We start from the raw sequence: 18,331 nt of genomic DNA on the forward strand, positions 1-18,331 counted from the left end.
GCCCTGGGTACGGTCCCGAGTGCCACTCGAATGCCACGAGGGCGTGACCGTGAAGGTGAAATGCGAGGATTGCTCCATGACCGATGCGAGTGGCGGGTCGAAACAGGATCCCGACGATGGGCCGAAGGGGTTTTCCCGGTACCCCCAGTACCCGCAGAGCGGCCACCGGCATCCAGGGCAGCAGCCCGGTGTGATTCCGCTGCGCCCGCTCGCGCTCGGCGAGATCATGGACGGCGCGGTCACCACGCTGCGCAAGTACGCGCGCGTCGTGTTCACCGCCTCGGCCGTGGTCGCGGTCATCAGCGCGCTGCTCTACCTCGCGGCCGACGTGTGGCTCCTGGATCACCGCGACGCCGTCGTCATCGACACCAGCGCCCCGCAGGAGGAACAGCTCAACCAGGCGCTCGCGGTGCTCGGTGACGGACTCAAGGAGAGCGCCGTCATCGCCGTGATCACGCTGCTCACCCAGACGTTCCTCACCGGCTACCTGATGATCGTCGTCGGCAAGGCCGTCCTGGGTCAGTCGATCACCTTCGGCCAGATCTGGGAGGACCTCAAGCCGAGGATGCTTCCGCTGCTCGGGCTCACGCTGCTGGTCACCGTGATCGTCGGGATCGGGATCGTGCTGCTGGTGATCCCCGGCATCTGGGCCTACGTCGTGCTCAGCCTCGCCACACCGGCGCTGATACTGGAGCGCGCGACGGTCGGCCAGGCGATGCGCCGCTCCGCGCTGCTGGTGCAGGGCGCCTGGTGGCGGGTGTTCGGCGTGCTGATCGTGGCGCTGCTGGCGACCTTCGTGATCGGGTTCCTCATCCAGATCCCGTTCGGCATGCTCACCAGCAACCCCGTCGGCACCGCGCCGTCGATGGGGGACCTGCTGCTGCGGGAATTCGGCAACGCGATCGCGCAGACCATCACCGTTCCCTTCGCGGCGGCGGTGACCGCGCTGCTCTACATCGATCAGCGCATGCGAAAGGAAGGGCTCGACAAGGAACTGTCGAAGGCCGCCGGCTGACTCCTCGCGCCGATCCACGGTGGACGGACCAGAGGGACGTGTTCGCGGTGAGCTGACGGGCTCCTCCGCCGGGTAATCCGGCCCCCGTTGTCCCGTAGGGTGTGAACATGGCCGTACCCGAGCTACCAGAGCTACACAGACTCACTCTCGACAACGGCCTGCGGGTCGTGCTCGCGCCCGATACGACCGCGCCGGTCGTCGGTGTCAGCGTGCACTACGACGTGGGCTTTCGCTCAGAGCCGGAAGGGCGCACCGGGTTCGCGCACCTTTTCGAGCACCTGATGTTCCAGGGCAGTGAGAGTCTGGAGAAGCTCGCGCACTTCCGGCACGTACAGGGCAGTGGCGGCAGTTTCAACGGCTCGACCCACCCCGACTACACGGACTACTTCGAGGTACTGCCCTCGGCCGCGCTCGAACGCGCCCTTTTCCTCGAAGCGGACCGGATGCGGGCGCCGAAGCTGACTCAGGAAAACCTCGCCAACCAGATCGACGTGGTGAAGGAAGAGATCAGGCTCAACGTGCTGAACCGCCCCTACGGCGGATTCCCGTGGATCCTGTTGCCGCCGGTGCTGTACTCGACCTTTCCCAACGCGCACAACGGCTACGGTGACTTCACCGATCTCGAACAGGCGACGCTCGACGACTGCGCCGCCTTCTTCGACACCTACTACGCCCCTGCCAACGCGGTACTCACCGTCGCGGGCGACTTCGAGGTCGAGCGGGCCCGCGAACTCGTCGAGAAACACTTCGGTGACGTTCCGGCGAGGCCGAAGCCGCACCGGCCCTCGTTCGCCGAGCCGAGGCCGAGCTCCGAACTGAGGGGCAACCACGTCGACCCGCACGCGCCGCTGCCCGCGCTCGCGGTCGGCTACCGGATGCCCGATCCCGTCAACGAACTCGACGGCTACCTCGCCCACCTCGTGCTGGCCGGTGTGCTGACCGACGGCGACGGCTCCCGGTTGCAGCAGCGGCTCGTGCACGGGGAGCCGCTGGTCACCGACATCAGCGCGGGGGCGGGCCTATTCGGCCCGTTCGAGGCGCGCGACCCCGACACGTTCTCGGTGACGGCCATCCACGCGCCCGACGTGAGCGCGGATCGCGTGCTCGGCGCGCTCGACGAGGAACTGGAAGCACTCGCGGCGACCCCGCCGGGCGAGCGCGAGCTGGCGAAGGTCACCGCTAGGTGGAGCGCGAACCTGCACGCCGAACACGACCGCCTGGTGTCGAGGACGCTGGCGCTCGGCTCGTTCGAATTGCTGCACGGCGACCCCGCGCTCGCCTACGGGGCTGCCGAACGGATCGCGGCCGTCACCGCGGAGCAGGTCGCCGAGGCCGCGAAGGGCCTTCGGCCCGACTCGCGAGCCGTTCTCGTCGTCGAACCGGAACAGGGAGGCATTCAGTAATGGCGCCGACGTCAGCGACCCACCGCGGTGCGGAGGAAATCGGCCGTACCGCGCTGGGCGTGAGGCCCCTTCCCGAGCTGGGGCATCAGCGCGCCGCGGCCGACCTTGCCCACGTGGACACCGTGCTCGGCAACGGGCTGCGAGTACTCGCCGTCCGCAAGGCCAACGTTCCGATGGTGGAGCTGCGACTGGCCATCCCGTTCGCCGGGGACGACCCGATGCATCCCGCGACGGCCGAGGTGCTCGCCGAGACCATCGCGACGGGGACGGCGAGGAGGGACAGGGTCGCCATCGACACCGAGCTGGCGCTCATCGGCGGCGACCTCGGCACCTCGGTCGACCCCGAGCACCTGACGGTGTCGGCGGGATCGCTTGCCGCCGGGCTGCCCACGCTGCTCGACGTGCTCTCCGACGTGCTCACCAACGCGTCCTATGTGGACGGTGAGGTGGCGAGGGAGAGCGCGAGGATCGTCGAACGGCTCGCCGTGGCACGCACCCAGCCGCGCGTGATCGCGAGGGAAGCGTTGCAGCGCCGCCGGTACGGCAATCACCCCTGCACGCGAGAGATGCCGCAGCCCGAGGACGTCGCGAAGGTGACTCCAGGCGCCGTGAAGGCACTGCACGCGGCATCGGTCCTGCCGAGAGGATCCGTGCTCGTGCTCGTCGGTGACATCGATCCCGACGGCGTCGTCGGGCAGGTCGAGAACGCGCTGCGCGAATGGCACTCCGACCGCTCAGCCGCCGTGCTCGCGCCGCTGCCCGATCTCGCACCGGGCGACCTGTTGCTCGTGCCGAGGGCGGGCGCGGTGCAGTCGCAGTTGCGGCTGTCCGCGCAGGCACTGTCGCGCACCGATCCCCGCTATCCCGCGCTGCAACTGGCGAACCTCGCCTATGGCGGCTATTTCTCGTCGCGGCTGGTCGAGAACATCCGCGAGGACAAGGGATACACCTACAGCGCGCACTCCGGTTTCGAGTTCACCGGCGACAAGGCGACGGTGCAGGTCGATGCCGACACCGCCAACGAGGTGACCGCGGCAGCGTTGCTGGAGACCCGGTACGAGCTGGGAAGGCTCGGTCTCGTGCCGCCTTCCGGCGCCGACGTCGACTCGGTGCGCCAGTATGCAGTCGGCTCGCTGCTCATCGCCTCGTCGGCGCAGGCAGGTCTCGCCGCGCAGCTCACCGCGCTCGCCGTGGTCGGCCTCGGCGCGGAATGGCTCGCCGAGCACCCGCGCAGGCTCGCGGCCGTCACCACGGAGGACGTTGCTCAAGCGGCCCTCGACTTCTTCGCCCCGAGCAGGTTCACCGGGGTCGTCGTCGGCGACGCGGACACGCTCGCGCCTCAGCTCACGGCGCTCGGAGGAGTAACCGTGGAGGCCACCGACTCATGAGCGAGGTGCCGTTCCGGCTGGGGGCGGTTCCCGCTCTCTCCCGGTCCACCGTCGACCGGCAGGAAGGTCTACGCGCCGACTCCGGCCGGTTGCGAGCCAGGTGGCCGAAAGCCAAGGTGCTGCTCGTCGACAAGTACGGCCGGACGCCGGTTCCGGTCGAGGCGGTGCGGACCGTGCCGAGCACGGGCATCCCGCTCGGCACGCGCAACGCGCTCGACATCGGCGCCGAGCCACCCGAGGACGCCGCGTTCCTCGGGCAGTGGGCCGACGTGGACTACTGGGCCATTCCCGGTAGCCCCCCCGACGACGCGCTGACGGTGAGCATCAGCGGAGGCTGGGGCGTCGACCAGGAGGCACCGTTCGCCGAAGGGCACGCCTGGATCGAGCTTCGCGGGCACGGCGCGCTGCTCGACGACACCTCGGCCGGGTTGCTGACCACGGCGGAGGCACTGCGCAACTGGCACTGGCGTGGCCGTTTCTGCGCGCGCTGCGGAGGGCCGACGCGGCGGTTGCGGTTCGGCTGGGCCACCCAGTGCGTCACGTGCGGCAGGGAGGAATACCCGCGCACCGATCCCGCCGTCATCTGTCTCGTACACGACGACATCGGGGTCAACGGCGAGCACGTGCTGCTGGCGAGACAACCCATCTGGCCACCGGACCGGTACTCGGTGCTCGCCGGATTCGTCGAGGCGGGCGAGTCGCTCGAAGGCTGTGTCACCCGCGAGATACTGGAGGAGGTCGGCGTCCCCGTCCGCGACGTCCGGTATCTCGGCAGCCAGCCGTGGCCGTTCCCCAGGTCGATCATGCTCGGGTTCGCCGCGCGCACCGACCCCGGTGCGCCGCTGGTGCCTGCCGACGGCGAGATCGAGGACGCGAAATGGGTTTCCCGCGCCGAATTGAAGGCGGGCTTCGCCGGTGCCAACGATCAGCTCAAGCTGCCCGGAACCACCTCGATCGCCCACGTGATGCTCAAGGCGTGGGCCGACGCGGGCAGCTGACCGGCATTCAGTAACCTCGCCCACAAGGTATACGGGAGCGGGGGAGCGTTGGGGTGAGCGCGGCGCGAGCATTGGGATTGCTGTTGGGGGTGCTCGCCGACGGCTCCATGGGTGATCCGCGCCGCCGTCCCGTCGCGGGGTTCGCCAAGGCCGCCTCCGTCGTCGAGCGCAGGATCTACGCCGACCATCCGCTGCCCGGTGCCGTATACGCCGTTGGGCTCGCCGGTGGTGCGACCGCGCTCGGCGTGCTGGTCGAGCGTGCTGGCAGAGCCCACCCCGTGGTGAGGATCGCGGGGACGGCGTTCGGCACGTGGGCCGTGCTCGGCGCCGCGCACCTCGCCGGTTCGGGCACCGCGCTCGCTCGTGATCTCGAAACCGGCGACCTCGAAGCGGCGAGGCGGACACTGTCGGCGCTGGACGCGCGGCGCACGGACGACCTCGACGTCACCGGTCTTTCAAGGGCCTCGGTCGAGGTCGTCGCCGGGGCGACGGCCGACGCCGTCGTCACCCCGCTGGTGTGGGGAGCGGTGGCCGGTGTGCCAGGGCTCGTCGGTTCCCGCGCGGTCACCCTGCTGAGGGCGAGGGTGGGACGGCGAGCGGAGCGCTACCGCCGGTTCGGCTGGGTCACCGCGCGGCTCGACGAGGTGATCAACCTCGTGCCGACCAGGGTCGCCGCCGCTCTCACCGTGGCTGGCGCGCCCGTCGTCGGCGGGTCGTCGGCGGGAGCATGGCGGGCATGGCGCCGCGACACGGTCGTCCACCCGAGCCCCAACGCGGGCAGGGTCGAGGCCGCCGTCGCCGGTGCGCTGGAGATCAGGCTCGGCGGGCGCACGGTCTATCCGGAGGGGGTCGCCGAACTGCCCGTCCTCGGCGCGGGCCGCAATCCCGACGCGGGACACGTGACCCGCGCCGTCGAGCTGTCGAGGGTCGTCGGCTGGCTCGCCGGAGTCACCTCGGGTGTACTCGCGCTCGCCGCGGGGCTGCGCGGGAGGAAACGGAAGAACTGACGGGCGCGCGCTCGGTCAGGACGCGTTCGCGCGCTCTTCCCGTTCGGCCGCCTCGTCCTCGGCGAGGATCTGCGCGACCGACTTGCGCCGTTCCGGCCTCGGTTCGTCGCCGGCGAGCGCGCCGCCAGGCTTGAGCTCCCTCACCGTGAAGTACAGCCAGCCCAGCAGAGCCATCGTGCCGAACGCGATCCACTGGAGCGCGTAGGAAAGGAACGGGCCCGCGTCGAGCTGCGGCAACGGCAGCGGGCCCAGCACGCCCGGTTGATCGTTTTCGAGCTGGAAGTAGCCGGGCCGGATGTCGAGGTTGCCGGCGGCGCCCACCACCTGCGGGTTGATCGCGTAGCTGTGCAGCTTCCCCTCGGTCGACTCGTCCGAGAAGGCGGGCCGCTCCTGTGGGTCCCGCTCCTGGATCCGGACTCTCGCCTCGACTCCCACCACACCTTCCGGCGGTGCGGCGTAGGGCGGCACCATTGTCCGGTCGTCGGGGCGAACATAGCCGCGGTCGATCAGCACGACCTCGCCGTCCGTGGTGCGCATGGGGGTGAGGATCTCGAAGGCCGGTTCGCCCTGTACGGTGCGCAACCTGGCGATGACCTCGGCCTCTGGCAGGTAGGTGCCCTTGATGAGGACGCGCTGCCACTGGGTGTTCACGTCGGGTACCTGGTTGTCGGGAAGCGCGGCCGACACCGGTTCGGGGGTCGCCGTGAACGATGCCTGCACGGCGGCGTTCTGGGTCGCCCGCTCGTCGTGCCGCTGGAACTGCCACGGCGCCAGCAACGTGTAGCAGGACACGGCGAAGATGAACACCACGAGGGTCAACGCCAGCCAGCCCGGCTTGAGCAGGAACTTCCACCGCACGCTTCCACGGTATGCGGTGCGCCGCTCCCGGTGCAGCGCGGGGCCGCGCGGCTCAGCCGAGACAGGCCCTTGCCGCGGTCAGCGCCTGCCGCGCGTAGCCCTCCCCGAACAGCACGGCGTGGACGAGTAACGGGAAGAGCTGGTGCAGCGGAACGCGCTCGCGCCACCCGTCGGCGAGCGGAGCCCCCGCGTCCCGCGCTGCCTCTTCGTAGCCGCCCACTATGTGGTCGAGCAGCGGAGTACCGAACAGGCGCAGCATCGCGAGGTCGGTCTCCCTGTGCCCGCCGTGGGCGGCGGGGTCGATCAGCCACGCCGACCCGTCCTCGGCCCAGTGCACGTTGCCGCTCCACGCGTCGCCGTGCAGCCTCGCGGGTGGTTCCGGCGGGCCCGCGAGGCGGGGCAGCTCGACGCACACCTCGTCGAACACCTTCGCGTCGGCCAAGGTCAGCCGCCCCTTGTCGACGCACGAACGCACGTAGGGCTCGATCCGGTCGGTGGCGTAGCTCGCGGGCCAGTCCGCACGCGGCTCGTCGCGCATGGGAGCAAGGCCCATCCACGCGTCGGCCGGACCACCCGGTGGTGGGCAACCGTGGGAGGGAGCGCCCCTCAGATGCAGCGCGGCCAGACCTCTTCCCAGTCGCTCGGCAGCCGAGGTTCCCGGTATCCCCGGCGCCACGTACTCGGTCACCAGCCATTCCTCGTCGTACCCGTGCACCGCGGGAACGGGTACGTCGCCGTACTCGCCGAGCCAGCGCAGCCCGGCGGCCTCCGCGGCCGTGGCGCCCTTCCCCGCACCGCGTTTGGCGACGACCTGGCCCCCGCCGTCGAGACTCACGACGACCGCGGTGCCGCCGAGCCCGAAGGTGTGCACCGGTTTCGCGGCGAGGTGCCGCTCCACCGCGCGCAACGCAGGCTTGTCCGTCATCGGCGCTCGCGAACCCAGTCGAGCAGCGCGGGCATGGCGCGTTCGATCATGCCGAGCACGTCAGTGAACCCGGACATGGCGTCGTCGCCCCCGTAATACGGATCGGGCACCTCGGCGCCTTCGGGAGCCTCGGGATCGAAACCGCGCAGCAGCGCGACCTTCCCGGTCTGGCCCGGAAGGAGCGCGCGCAGTTCGCGTGCGTGACCGTTGTCGGCGGCCAGCAGCAGATCCGCCGACAGGTGGTCTCGCCCGATCTGGGCCGCGACGTGTTCGGCGGCTCCGTCGTGATAACCGTTGGCGGTCAAGGTCGCGATCGCCCTGCCGTCCGCGGGCTCGCCGACGTGCCACGGCCCGGTGCCCGCGCTGCTCACCGCGACCGAGCCGGACAGCCCCGCCCTTCGCAGCTGCTCGCGAAAAACGATCTCCGCCATGGGGGAGCGGCAGATGTTTCCCGAGCAGACGAATACGACCCGGAGCTTGTCCGCTTCCTCACCCGGTGGTCTGTCGTGCTGGTCAGCCATGTGGTCAGTGTCTCCTATCCCGGACCCGCACGTCCGGGGCACCGGCACAGGGCCAGTACGGCAGGCGGAGGGCGGGGGCGACCATGCGAGGATCGGGGCCATGTCAGCGACTGTTGCCGACGTGCTCGCCGTTCTCGACGCCGCGTACCCGCCCTCGCTCGCCGAATCGTGGGACGCGGTGGGCCTTGTGTGCGGAGACCGCCATGAAGTCGTCGACAAGGTGCTGGTGTGCGTCGATCCCGTGCGGGCGACCGTCGACGAGGCCGTCGAGATCGGTGCTCAGCTCATCGTCGCCCACCATCCGTTGCTCTTGCGTGGCGTGCACGGGGTTCCTGCCGACAGCGTGAAGGGCTCGCTCGTGCACCGCATGATCCGAGGCGGTATCGCCCTGTTCTGCGCGCACACCAACGCCGACTCGGCTGATCCTGGCGTGTCCGACGCGCTGGCTGACGCGCTGGGGCTGAGGGTGCTGCGCCCGCTTTCGCCGCATCCCGACGGCACGACCGGCATCGGCAGGATCGGTGAACTACCCGAGCCCGAGCCGTTCGCTCGCTTCGTCGAGCGGGTCGGCGGGGCGCTGCCGGAGACGCGGCCTGGGGTGTTCGGCGCGGGCGACCCGGACCGTCCGATCAGGACGGTCGCGGTGTCGGGCGGCGCGGGGGACAGCTACCTCGCCGTCGCCACCGAGGCCGGTGTCGACGCCTACGTCACGGCCGACCTGAGGCACCACCCCGCCGGAGAACACCTCGAACGCGGCGCTGAGGTACCGGCACTCGTCGGCCTCACGCACTGGGCCAGCGAGTGGCCGTGGTGCGGGCAAGCCGCCGAGCTGATCAGGGGGGCGGGTAACGTCGAGGTTCACGTCTCCACCCGGTGCACCGATCCGTGGAATCTGAGAGCGTGAGAGAGAGGTCATTGTGAAGGCTGACCCCGCCGTGCAACGCCAGTTGCTCGATCTCGCCAAGGTCGACGCCGAGCTCTCCAGAGTGGCGCACCGGCGGCGCACGCTGCCGGAACTGGCTGAGATCGCGGAGGTGGAGAAGACGCTGCGGGAGCGAAGGGACGCGCTGATCGCGGTGCAGACGTCGAGCTCGGATCTCGACCGCGAGGTGACGAGGCAGGAGCGCGAGGTCGACTCGGTGAGGGCGAGGGCGGAGCGCGACCGCACGCTGATGCAGTCCGGTTCGGTCTCGGCGAAGCAGCTCACCGACCTCGAACACGAGCTGGAATCGCTGAACCGCAGGCAAACCGCGCTCGAAGACGACCTGCTCGAACTGATGGAGCGCAAGGAGGCGCTCGACCTCGACACCCAGCGCACGGCCGCGGAGGTGGACAAGGCAGAGCAGGATCTCGCCGGCGCGTCGAAGCGCAGGGACGACGTGCTCGCCGACCTGGACACCACGCAGGCGCGCAGGGAAGCCGACAGGGAAGGTCTGCTGCCGAGGTTTCCCGAGGACCTGCTCAAGCTGTACGAGCGGGTCCGGCAGCAGAAGAGCATCGGAGCCGCGCTGCTGAGGGCTCGCCGCTGCGGTGCCTGCCAGCTCGAACTCGACCGCTCCGCGCTGGCCGACATCAAGAACGCGCAGGCCGACGAGGTCGTCCGATGCGACAACTGCGGCGCGATCCTGGTGCGCACGCTGGAATCGGGGCTGTGACCGTGCGGGTCACGGTCGAGGCCGACGGAGGCTCGCGCGGCAACCCGGGACCCGCGGGCTACGGCGCCGTCGTCAAGGAGGCCGAGTCGGGGGCGGTTCTCGCGGAGCGGACCGGTGGGCTCGGCGTCGCCACGAACAACGTGGCCGAGTATCGCGGGCTCATCGCGGGACTCGAAGCGGCGGCGGAGGCCGGAGCCTCCACTGTGGACGTCAGGATGGATTCCAAACTCGTCGTCGAGCAGATGTCGGGCAGGTGGAAGATCAAGAACGCGGTACTGCAACCGTTGGCACAGCAGGCGAAGGAGCTTGCCGGCCGGTTCGAGCGGGTGCGGTACGAGTGGATTCCGCGCGCGAGCAACGCGCACGCCGACCGGCTCGCCAACGAGGCCATGGATCACCAGGATTCCGGTGGCTCTTCGGACCCGAGTGGCGCGGAGCGGGTGAGCAGTGGTCCCGACCGCGTGTCCCCGACGGGATGGACCGGAGCCACCGGCACGCCGACGAGGCTGTTGCTGTTGCGGCACGGGCAGACCCCCATGTCTGTCGAGCGGCGGTATTCGGGAAGGGGTGACGTCTCGCTCACCGAGCACGGCAAGGCACAGGCCGGCTCGGCGGCCCGGCGGCTCGCCGGAATGCGGGGCCTCGCCGACGAGGACGGTCCGGTCGCGATCGTCGCTTCGCCGTTGACCCGGACGATGCAGACCGCGCAGGCGGTGGCCGACGCGATCGGCGGAAGGGTCACCACCCATCCCGGACTCGTCGAGACGGACTTCGGTGAGTGGGAGGGGCTGACGTTCGCGGAGGCGGCCGAGCGCGACCCGGAGATCCACCGCAGGTGGATGAGTGACACGTCGGTCCCTGCTCCGGGCGGGGAGAGCTTCGACGAGGTGCACCGCAGGGTCCGCAAGGCGCTGGACGAACTGTTCGCCAACCACGCGGGCGAGCAGGTCGTCGTCGTGAGCCACGTGACCCCGATCAAATCGCTGCTGCGCATGGGGCTCGACGCGGGACCCTCGTTGCTGTTCCGGCTACACCTCGACCCCGCCTCGCTGTCGATCGCCGACTTCTACCCCGACGGCAACGCCTCCGTCCGGCTCGTCAACGACATCTCCCACCTCGGCTAAAGCCCACCAGCCCCAGAAGCAACCCCCTTGTGAGAGCAAGGGAGCTTTACTATCGCCAAACGGCAGCAAAGCTCCCTTGCTCATTGTTGCCGCGTGAGCGAGCCGCCCGTTGGCCCGAGGGTGAGTCGCGTGGGCGTACCCTGTGCGGGCGGACGAGTTGGCCGGGCGACCGCGCCGCCGCGCCCCGTGAGGGCAGGCGCCGAGGAAAGTCCGGACTCCGCAGGGCAGGGTGGTTGTTAACGGCAACCCGGGGTGACCCGCGGGACAGTGCCACAGAAAACAGACCGCCCCGCGATAAGCGGGGTAAGGGTGAAACGGTGGTGTAAGAGACCACCAGCGTCCCGGGCGACCGGGACGGCTAGGTAAACCCCACCCGGAGCAAGACCAAGAGGGGGTCACGCGCCCCTGCGCAGGCGTTCGAGGGCGGCCCGCCCGATGCCTGCGGGTAGGTCGCTTGAGCCTGCCGGCGACGGCAGGCCGAGATGGATGGTCGCTCATCGCGGCGCCGAGAGGTGCCGCGGGACAGAATCCGGCTTACAGGCCAACTCGTCCGCCCTAAACCTCCGGCCTCGGCCGGAGGCACGCGCTATGGCGCTGACCTGCTGAATCACAGCTCTGTAGTTCTCGACGTTTCTCGTGCTTGCCCGTCCTCTGACGGCCTGGACACGGCCTGAGATCGAAGGTGCCTGGTCTCCTCCGGCTCCCTCGTCCGTGCCGTAGCTAGCGCCGTGACGGCGGCGTCAAGGGTGAGCGCAGCTCATCGCGTCAGCGACGCCGGTAGGCGCCCTTGATGGTGACGGCGCGGTGTTAGACCCTCGGGCGCGAGGGAGCAATTTGGTGAGTCGCTGTGCCCCGGTGACGCGAGTGGAGTCGCGATTGCCGGGGCACAGTGCTATCCGGTCGCCGGTGGCTCTGAGATCGCCTGTGCGCCGTCAGCGGTGGCGCGCTGAGCCCTGAACCGGGGCAGGCCGCGCCGCGCGGCCAGCCGGGCGTGAGCGGAGCGGGAGCCCGGCTTGTGTCGCGATGGATGCGGCAGGGCCGCAAGGGTGAGGGGCCAGACAGCGCGCGGCCGCTGGCGGCGCGCCTTGATCCCATAGAGCCAAATTCGGCAGTATCCGATGATTCGCATGAATGCATGCCTGCCAGATAAGCAGCGGCTGATCGCATGACGTGACATATGTGGCGGAGAATTCCCACCGATTGGTGCTCGCAAGTTGCAGCGCGACCGGACTAACGTCGTTCGCGGCAGGTTGCCATCGAACGGTCGTAGAGGAGACCTGATGTCACTCAGCGTTTCGCCGGAACTGCTGGCTCAAGCCCAAGAGGGTGAGGTTCGGGACGAGGAATTCATTCGTTGTATTCAGGAATCGCTACCTTACGCTTGGTCTGTCGTTGAGCAGACTGCGGAGAAGCTGAGGGCCAACGACGTGAGCTATGTCGTGAACGAGGACGTCCCACCAGATGAGCAGGCATGGGGACAGCTCTTCCGCTTGGTGTCGAGCAACGCCATGCGCGAGGCGGTCGAGCGGAAGTTCGGCGCGCGACTTGCCTTTCAGAACTGCTGCAAGGTCGCCTTGTTCGAGCCATCGGCGGAGGCCGAGTTTGCGGAGTTCACGTCTGTTCGCGCGCAGATTCTGAACCAGAAACCCGAACTGTTGAACTGCTGATTCAGCAAAAATAAAAGGTCTGCCGCGCCTATCGTGCGGCAGACCTTTTTGTCGGCGCCTCATGCATTTATTGCAATGGGTCGACCCTTAGTGAATATTCGAGTTCGTATCGATGTGCGTCCAACAGGATGTCGGCAGTTTCGAGTGGTATTTGATCGTGATAGGTAGTTCGCACGATCAGGATGACGGGGGTTCCTGGCCGGAGCTGAAGTTGCTCGGTCTCGGATGGGCGTGGCATCCGTGAGCGCAGACGTTCGACGACTCGTGTCGGTCGCATCTCGATGGAGGTGAAGCGATCGACCAGCCCAGCAGTCATGTGGATGCCCTCTTCCGGGCGCTCGATCGGCGTGCCCTTGGTGATCGCCAGTGGTTCGTACGAGTAGGTCAGCATCATGGGTTCGTCGTTCGCGTACGAGACGTAATCCGTGCGCATGACGTCGGAACCGACCGGGATTTGCAGCCGCTTTGCTATGTCCAGTCCCGCGCGGTCGGGGTAGGTGTTGTGGCTGTAGCGCGGGATCCGTTCAGCGGCGAAAGCTTCCTCTGCGAAGGGGGCGCCGGGGTCGGTTTGGTAGTGCTGTGCTGATCTGCGCACGAGCGGCTGGTATCGCCGAACGAAGGCCCCGCCGCCGCGCACTCGATCGATGAGCCCTTCGCCTTCGAGTATGTCCAATGCTCGGCGGGCCACGATTCGCGAGACGCCGAACTGCTCACTCAGCACCTCCTGTGTCGGCAGACGTTCGCCCGGCTGAAGTGCGCCTTCAACGATTTGCTCACGCAAAGCCGTGGCTATCCGCTCGTACATGTGATCAGTCACCAGGCCATCCTCTCGCGTCGTTCGACCTGTGGTCACGGAGGTTAGTTGACTTGGTATGCCAAGAGTTGGTATACCTAGATGCAGGTTGGCATACCAACTTGACCGCGACAAGACGGCCGAATGGTCGAACTACCGAGGAGACGGACAACAGATGGCGATCCAGAAGGGACATCGGTTCCCGATCGAGTTCGATGAGGCGTTCCCGCAAGGGCTAGTGATGGTCGGCGAGGTATCACCCGATAACGATTATCAGTCTCGTGAAGAACGCGCCATGGGCAAACCTGCTCGACAGCGGGTGGATGAGGTGAGCGGCAAGCGTCAGTGGAAGGTGACAGTCACCGATCCATCCGAGTCGAACGCCAAGCGCGCCTCGTACGAGGTGACGTTGCTCGCCGACGTGCAGCCGGTTCCGGCGGCTTCGGAGGTCTTGCCTGGCATGAGGCCGGTCGAGTTCGAGAACGTGACGGCCGAACCGCGCGTAGCGGGCAACGGGGAGTTCAAGTACCAGTCGTACCTCTTCCGTGCGACCGGCTTCAAGGCTGCGGTGAGTTCTGGTCGATCAGGCGGGAAGGTCGCCAATGGTGCCGCTGACTCCGCGAGCAAGGCGGCGTGATCATGGCAGCTTCTCGTCGCTCGGCCGCGCCCGTATTCAACGAACGAGTGCGGGCATGGGAGGAGGCGTACGGCCAGTACACGTCGGCCTCCGAGAGGGCGTCGGCGAAGACGGACGGGATCACTGCCCAAGCGATGGCCTCGGCGTCGTGGGCCGTCGCCCGGGCGTGGCGGAGCATCGCCTCGGCGAAAGGGCTGCCCTGGTGGTCCGTGGCTGCGTCGGAGACGGCTGCACAGGCATTCGAAGAGCAGGCGACGCATTGGGAACGGGTCAGCCGCAACCTTGGTATCGGCGAGGGTGCCGACGGTCGGCCTCTCCGTTCACGTGGCTTGCACTTCGGCGGCAGGCGATAGGAACCGACGATGACGTTCAACGCGACGTGGAGTCCTGGCCCGGAAGCTGTCGCCGGTATGCAGATGGTCAGCGGCGCTCATGATCAGGTGGCGTTGGTGATCTACCTCGATCCCGACAGCCTCGCGATTCTCGCTCCCCGCGACCCAGTGCGGTGGACCGGATTTGTGCGGATGCTTCGCGAGTTGCGCGACGGAGCCGACGAGATGGCGAACTTTCTGGAGCCGACAGCAAAAAGGTACGCGGAGGAGGGGGATTAAATGACGACCGATCGGTGGCGGAGGGCGCGTGAGGCGCGGACGTTGATGGAGGCGCACGAGGCGTTGGGTGCGCTGTTGCCGCCGAGAGACGCCGCTCCTGCCGTGTGGCGGGAGTTCTATCAGCGGAGTGCAGGGGTGTACGCCATGGTCGCGGAGATCGACCGGGGACACCATCACGAAGCGCTGTATTGGGCTGGGCGTGAACGGAAGAAGGCGGAGGTGTTGGGGCAACGGTAGCAAGCCGGAGCAGCTACAGAAACAAAACTGTCCACTATAGACATTCACCGTGCGCGAGGTCGTGCGGCGAGTCCGCATGTCCATGCTCGGAAGTAGTTAAACGTAAGGCGCAGAAGCGGTTCCTGGCTACCAACCTTGCCGCTTCTGCGCTGTCCACACCAGACGGAGTAGACATTGGTAACGATAGACAACGATCAGGGATCGGTGTCAACCCGGGTCACCCGGATGCGATGCGAGCTGTGTTGTCGGTTCGCGCGGTTTTTTGTTGTTAGGGAGTGCGCGGCCTGCGTGGGTCGGTTGTCCCTCGCCTTTTTGTGTGTGGGGCGGGGTGGGGCTCGATGAGTGTGCAGGGTTCGCGGTGGATTGATCCGGCACCGTTGGAGGTGTCGCGGCCTCGGTTGCCGTGGTGGACGATGCTTCCTCGGTGGGTGAAGCTTGTCGTTTCGCCGATTGCGGCGGTGTGGTTGGTGTGCTGGTTGTTGTTCCAGTTTGGTCGGGTGGTGGTGCGGTATCCGCTGACGGTTGCGGTGGCGGTGCTGGTGGGTTGGGTTCAGGCTGTTGCTGGTTGGTGGGTGCTGGCTTTCACGTTGTTGGCCGTGGTTGTGGTGCTGGGGTTGTGGCGGTGGCGTCATCCTTCGTCGTTCGGCCGGTTCGTGGTCCCGCAGCCGCGTACGGAGTTTCGGCGGTTGTCGGTGTATGGGTGTCAGTGGCGGATGGTGATGCGGCTGTCGGATTTGGTGAAGACCAGTCGTGGCAAGGAATATCGGCCGAAGCTTGGTCGGGTGCGTGCTGAGGGTTGGCGGGACCGAGTTCGGGTGCGGATGGTGAAGGGGCAGGCTCCGGAGCAGTGGGAGCTACACGCCTCCGGCCTCGCGCACGCGTTCAAAGCCCGCTCCTGCCGGATACGGGTTCTCGCACCGGGTCGGCTGGAGCTGGATTTGGTGCATCGTGATCCGCTCGTGCGGCCTGTCCCTGCCCCGGCTCTGGCGTCTGAGACCGCGTCGGTGGATCTCAGGCGCGTGACGGTGGGGCGGACGGAGACGGGTAAGCCGTGGCGGTTGCGGCTTTTGGGCACGCATGTGTTGGCGGTGGGTGTGTCGGGTGCGGGTAAGGGTTCGTTGTTGTGGTCGATCGTGTGGGCTTTGGTCCCGCTGATCCGCTCAGGCAGGGTGCGGCTTGCGGGGATTGACCCGAAGGGTGGTATGGAACTGGGTCAGGCGCCGGAGGTGTTTGGCCGGGTGGTGTTCGACAACGGCCCGGATGCCGTGGCGTTGTTGGAGGAGATCGCGGCCACGGTGAAGGAACGCGCGTCGCGATATCGGGGCAGGTTGCGGGCGTGGACCCCGGAGACGGGGGACCCGTTCATTCTCCTCGTGGTGGATGAGTTGGCGGATGTGATCGCCTACCAAACCGACAAGAACCTCCGCGAGCGCGCCAATCGGGCCGTGCAAACGATCACCAGTCAGGGCCGCGCGCCCGGTGTCTGCGTCCTCGGGCTACTTCAGGATCCGCGTAAGGAGGTTGTGTCGTTCCGGCATCTGTTCTCCACCCGGATCGCGATGCGCTGCGATGAGAAGGCACAGGTGGACATGGTGTTGGGGGACGGTGTCCGGGAGCGGGGCGCCACCGCGCACGAGATTTCCGAACACACCCCGGGCGTGGGGTGGGCGAAGGAAGACGGTCGGCGGGAACCGTTTCGGGCGCGGGCCTTTCATGTCACCGACACCGACCTGGATGAGCTGGTTACGTATGTGACCGGGGTTCCTGTGCACCGCGCTGACGTCCTGTCTTTCCCCTATCCACAGGACGGTGCACAGGGTGGGGGTGTTGCCGCATGAGCGAGGTGACATCAACACCGGTGGACGTGATCGGGCAGACGCGTGCGCAGAGGATGCGGCAACCGCTGTCGGCGGATGTCATCAAGGCGACGGCGGAGAAGCACGGGGTGTGTGTGCGGCCGTTCACCATGGAGGTGGGTGACCCGGACACCGGCGAACTGCGCTACGTCGCCGTACCGTGCGGGTCGACGTTGGAGTCGGTGTGCCTGCCGTGTGCGAAGAAGGCGAAGGCGTTGCGGCAAACCCAATGCCGCGAAGGCTGGCACCTCACCGAAGAACCGGACTTCACCGCGGAATCGCCCAGCCAGGCCCAGACGGAGTTGATGGAGTTCCGCGCCGACCTCGTGCGCGCCTACCAGCAAGCACTCGGCGACGGCGCCGAATGTGACGCCGAGGAACTGCGGGAGGAGATCCGGGGCGTCGATGAGGAGCTTCGGCAACTCGGGATGCGCGGCCGTCTGCCCTCGCCCGAGCTTCCGGCCAAGCAGTCCACGAAACGCTCCACGAAGCGGCGGCAGGACGCTCCCGACTTGCCGACAAGGAAGGTCGCCAAGACCACGGTCGGGCGGGAGTTCGCGGGCAGGTTCCGGCCCTCGATGTTCGTGACGCTGACCTGTGACACCTACGGCCGGGTGCGTGAGGACGGCACACCGGTTGATTCGGGTAGCTATGACTATCGGCGGGCGGCGCGGGATGCGGTGCATTTCTCGTCGTTGGTGGATCGGTGGTGGCAGAACCTGCGCCGCGTCGTGGGCTGGGATGTGCAGTACTTCGCCACCGTCGAACCCCAGAAACGAGCCGCCCCGCACCTGCACACCGCGATCCGTGGGTCGATTTCGCACGAGGTCATCCGGCTGGTCACGGCTGCCACGTATCACCAGGTCTGGTGGCCCAACCATGATCGGCTGGTTTATGACGGTGACCAGATACCCGTCTGGGACTCCCGCACAGGCTCCTTTGTGGACCCGGAGACACGACACCCGCTGACTGGGTGGCACGACGCGGTCGAGACGGTGGAGGAACCGGCGCATGTGGTGCGCTTCGGGCGGCAGGTGCACTCCAAGGGCATCCTCGGCAACACCGAAGAAGCCGGACGGCACATCGGCTATCTGACCAAGTACCTCACCAAGTCCACTGGGGAGGTTGTCGAGGCCACGTCCATCAGGCAGCGGGATCACCACGACCGGTTGCACGCGGAACTGTCGATCACGCCGTGTTCGCCTCGGTGTGCGGTGTGGTTGCTCTACGGCATCCAACCCTTGGGTGCCAACGCGAAAACCACCCCGGGACGGTGCAAGGGGCGGGCGCATCGGCGTTCCACGCTTGGGCTGCCCGGACGGCGGGTGCTGGTGTCGCGGAAGTGGTCGGGCAAGTCGCTGGCCGACCACAAAGCCGACCGCAAACGCTTCGTGCGGGACATGCTCGCCTCAGTCGGCATCCACAAACCCGAACGCGACACCACCCGCCTGATCTGGCGCAAGGTCGCACCCGGTGACCAGCAGGTGCCGCCGAGGGCGCATCTGCTCATGCGGGCCATCGCCGAACGCATCACCTGGCGCGCCGAATACGACCGAGCCCTACTCGCCGCACAACCACCACCAGGCCAACACCCCCAAACTTCGGCAACTCCACTCGCAGCCTGAGCGAAGAGGGG

The 18,331-nt window shown here is 67.8% G+C and carries 19 protein-coding genes and 1 other RNA gene; 16 read left to right on the plus strand and 4 right to left on the minus strand.

Annotated features, from left to right (window positions below; translation table 11 throughout):
- Nucleotides 1–76 precede the first annotated feature (76 nt).
- From BAY61_RS04445 to BAY61_RS04465, 5 genes are all read left to right on the plus strand, one after another.
- Nucleotides 77–1,015 (plus strand): YciC family protein, encoded by a 939-nt coding sequence (locus tag BAY61_RS04445; RefSeq protein WP_091810322.1) that lies wholly within the window; start codon nucleotides 77–79, stop codon nucleotides 1,013–1,015.
- 107 nt (nucleotides 1,016–1,122) lie between these two features.
- Nucleotides 1,123–2,418, plus strand: a complete 1,296-nt coding sequence (locus BAY61_RS04450) for a M16 family metallopeptidase (RefSeq protein ID WP_091810320.1) — start codon at nucleotides 1,123–1,125, stop codon at nucleotides 2,416–2,418.
- Entirely contained in the window at nucleotides 2,418–3,806 is a 1,389-nt protein-coding gene (locus tag BAY61_RS04455; protein ID WP_091810318.1) for a M16 family metallopeptidase, read from the plus strand. Before BAY61_RS04450 ends, BAY61_RS04455 begins: the two co-directional genes overlap by 1 nt.
- A complete protein-coding gene (gene nudC, locus BAY61_RS04460; protein WP_091810316.1) occupies nucleotides 3,803–4,804 on the plus strand; it encodes an NAD(+) diphosphatase in 1,002 nt (333 codons plus the stop codon). The genes BAY61_RS04455 and nudC overlap by 4 nt, the downstream gene beginning before the upstream one ends.
- 53 nt (nucleotides 4,805–4,857) lie before the next feature.
- Nucleotides 4,858–5,811, plus strand: coding sequence for a cobalamin biosynthesis protein CobD/CbiB (locus BAY61_RS04465; RefSeq protein WP_091810314.1), 954 nt, complete (start codon nucleotides 4,858–4,860; stop codon nucleotides 5,809–5,811).
- A gap of 15 nt (nucleotides 5,812–5,826) precedes the next feature.
- On the opposite strand, the gene BAY61_RS04470 is transcribed toward BAY61_RS04465, so the two are convergent.
- From BAY61_RS04470 to BAY61_RS04480, 3 genes are read right to left on the minus strand one after another with little or no spacing between them, the layout of a single operon-like run.
- Nucleotides 5,827–6,669 carry an SURF1 family cytochrome oxidase biogenesis protein gene (locus tag BAY61_RS04470; RefSeq protein WP_091810312.1) on the minus strand — a complete coding sequence of 281 codons (843 nt, stop codon included), beginning with the start codon at nucleotides 6,667–6,669 and terminating at the stop codon, nucleotides 5,827–5,829.
- 52 nt (nucleotides 6,670–6,721) lie between these two features.
- Complete coding sequence (locus tag BAY61_RS04475) at nucleotides 6,722–7,594, minus strand: fructosamine kinase family protein (RefSeq protein ID WP_091810310.1); 873 nt, start codon at nucleotides 7,592–7,594, stop codon at nucleotides 6,722–6,724.
- A complete protein-coding gene (locus BAY61_RS04480; protein ID WP_091810308.1) occupies nucleotides 7,591–8,115 on the minus strand; it encodes a low molecular weight protein-tyrosine-phosphatase in 525 nt (174 codons plus the stop codon). Before BAY61_RS04480 ends, BAY61_RS04475 begins: the two co-directional genes overlap by 4 nt.
- A gap of 100 nt (nucleotides 8,116–8,215) precedes the next feature.
- Between BAY61_RS04480 and BAY61_RS04485 the strand changes: the two genes are divergently transcribed.
- From BAY61_RS04485 to BAY61_RS04505, 5 genes are all read left to right on the plus strand, one after another.
- Nucleotides 8,216–9,019: a Nif3-like dinuclear metal center hexameric protein gene (locus BAY61_RS04485; protein WP_091810306.1), complete on the plus strand. Its 804-nt coding sequence runs from the start codon at nucleotides 8,216–8,218 to the stop codon at nucleotides 9,017–9,019.
- 13 nt (nucleotides 9,020–9,032) lie between these two features.
- Nucleotides 9,033–9,770 carry a zinc ribbon domain-containing protein gene (locus tag BAY61_RS04490; protein ID WP_091810304.1) on the plus strand — a complete coding sequence of 246 codons (738 nt, stop codon included), beginning with the start codon at nucleotides 9,033–9,035 and terminating at the stop codon, nucleotides 9,768–9,770.
- Nucleotides 9,767–10,894, plus strand: coding sequence for a bifunctional RNase H/acid phosphatase (locus BAY61_RS04495; protein WP_245865788.1), 1,128 nt, complete (start codon nucleotides 9,767–9,769; stop codon nucleotides 10,892–10,894). The genes BAY61_RS04490 and BAY61_RS04495 overlap by 4 nt, the downstream gene beginning before the upstream one ends.
- A 153-nt stretch (nucleotides 10,895–11,047) precedes the next feature.
- Nucleotides 11,048–11,447: RNase P RNA component class A (gene rnpB, locus BAY61_RS04500), an RNA gene on the plus strand.
- 727 nt (nucleotides 11,448–12,174) lie between these two features.
- The gene (locus BAY61_RS04505) at nucleotides 12,175–12,561 is read left to right on the plus strand and encodes an SCO5389 family protein (protein ID WP_091810300.1); all 387 of its coding nucleotides are present in this window, start codon (nucleotides 12,175–12,177) and stop codon (nucleotides 12,559–12,561) included.
- A 67-nt stretch (nucleotides 12,562–12,628) separates the two neighbouring features.
- On the opposite strand, the gene BAY61_RS04510 is transcribed toward BAY61_RS04505, so the two are convergent.
- Nucleotides 12,629–13,378, minus strand: coding sequence for a GntR family transcriptional regulator (locus BAY61_RS04510; protein WP_146225289.1), 750 nt, complete (start codon nucleotides 13,376–13,378; stop codon nucleotides 12,629–12,631).
- Between the two features lie 151 nt (nucleotides 13,379–13,529).
- Here BAY61_RS04510 and BAY61_RS04515 point away from each other — a divergent pair, with 151 nt between their 5' ends.
- The 6 genes from BAY61_RS04515 (at nucleotide 13,530) to BAY61_RS04540 (ending at nucleotide 18,320) form a co-directional block, all read left to right on the plus strand.
- Nucleotides 13,530–13,991 (plus strand): hypothetical protein, encoded by a 462-nt coding sequence (locus BAY61_RS04515; protein ID WP_091810296.1) that lies wholly within the window; start codon nucleotides 13,530–13,532, stop codon nucleotides 13,989–13,991.
- A 2-nt stretch (nucleotides 13,992–13,993) separates the two neighbouring features.
- Entirely contained in the window at nucleotides 13,994–14,344 is a 351-nt protein-coding gene (locus BAY61_RS04520; RefSeq protein WP_143021464.1) for a hypothetical protein, read from the plus strand.
- A 9-nt stretch (nucleotides 14,345–14,353) separates the two neighbouring features.
- Nucleotides 14,354–14,602 carry a hypothetical protein gene (locus BAY61_RS04525; protein WP_091810292.1) on the plus strand — a complete coding sequence of 83 codons (249 nt, stop codon included), beginning with the start codon at nucleotides 14,354–14,356 and terminating at the stop codon, nucleotides 14,600–14,602.
- A complete protein-coding gene (locus BAY61_RS04530; RefSeq protein WP_091810290.1) occupies nucleotides 14,603–14,839 on the plus strand; it encodes an AMED_5909 family protein in 237 nt (78 codons plus the stop codon).
- A gap of 428 nt (nucleotides 14,840–15,267) precedes the next feature.
- A complete protein-coding gene (locus BAY61_RS04535) occupies nucleotides 15,268–16,677 on the plus strand; it encodes an FtsK/SpoIIIE domain-containing protein (RefSeq protein WP_342749601.1) in 1,410 nt (469 codons plus the stop codon).
- Nucleotides 16,674–18,320 carry a replication initiator gene (locus BAY61_RS04540; RefSeq protein WP_185770000.1) on the plus strand — a complete coding sequence of 549 codons (1,647 nt, stop codon included), beginning with the start codon at nucleotides 16,674–16,676 and terminating at the stop codon, nucleotides 18,318–18,320. The genes BAY61_RS04535 and BAY61_RS04540 overlap by 4 nt, the downstream gene beginning before the upstream one ends.
- Nucleotides 18,321–18,331 lie beyond the last annotated feature (11 nt).

Source organism: Prauserella marina, assembly GCF_002240355.1.
GTDB classification, from domain to species: domain Bacteria; phylum Actinomycetota; class Actinomycetes; order Mycobacteriales; family Pseudonocardiaceae; genus Prauserella_A; species Prauserella_A marina.

What these genes read in the sequence shown, in the direction of transcription:
- BAY61_RS04455 (WP_091810318.1), top strand. Translation starts at nt 2,418, where the DNA reads ATGGCGCCGACGTCAGCGACCCACCGCGGTGCGGAGGAAATCGGCCGT.
- BAY61_RS04515 (WP_091810296.1), top strand. Translation starts at nt 13,530, where the DNA reads ATGGCGATCCAGAAGGGACATCGGTTCCCGATCGAGTTCGATGAGGCG.
- nudC (WP_091810316.1), top strand. Translation starts at nt 3,803, where the DNA reads ATGAGCGAGGTGCCGTTCCGGCTGGGGGCGGTTCCCGCTCTCTCCCGG.
- BAY61_RS04530 (WP_091810290.1), top strand. Translation starts at nt 14,603, where the DNA reads ATGACGACCGATCGGTGGCGGAGGGCGCGTGAGGCGCGGACGTTGATG.
- BAY61_RS04540 (WP_185770000.1), top strand. Translation starts at nt 16,674, where the DNA reads ATGAGCGAGGTGACATCAACACCGGTGGACGTGATCGGGCAGACGCGT.
- BAY61_RS04480 (WP_091810308.1), bottom strand. Translation starts at nt 8,115, where the DNA reads ATGGCTGACCAGCACGACAGACCACCGGGTGAGGAAGCGGACAAGCTC.
- BAY61_RS04445 (WP_091810322.1), top strand. Translation starts at nt 77, where the DNA reads ATGACCGATGCGAGTGGCGGGTCGAAACAGGATCCCGACGATGGGCCG.
- BAY61_RS04520 (WP_143021464.1), top strand. Translation starts at nt 13,994, where the DNA reads ATGGCAGCTTCTCGTCGCTCGGCCGCGCCCGTATTCAACGAACGAGTG.
- BAY61_RS04505 (WP_091810300.1), top strand. Translation starts at nt 12,175, where the DNA reads ATGTCACTCAGCGTTTCGCCGGAACTGCTGGCTCAAGCCCAAGAGGGT.
- BAY61_RS04525 (WP_091810292.1), top strand. Translation starts at nt 14,354, where the DNA reads ATGACGTTCAACGCGACGTGGAGTCCTGGCCCGGAAGCTGTCGCCGGT.
- BAY61_RS04450 (WP_091810320.1), top strand. Translation starts at nt 1,123, where the DNA reads ATGGCCGTACCCGAGCTACCAGAGCTACACAGACTCACTCTCGACAAC.
- BAY61_RS04485 (WP_091810306.1), top strand. Translation starts at nt 8,216, where the DNA reads ATGTCAGCGACTGTTGCCGACGTGCTCGCCGTTCTCGACGCCGCGTAC.
- BAY61_RS04475 (WP_091810310.1), bottom strand. Translation starts at nt 7,594, where the DNA reads ATGACGGACAAGCCTGCGTTGCGCGCGGTGGAGCGGCACCTCGCCGCG.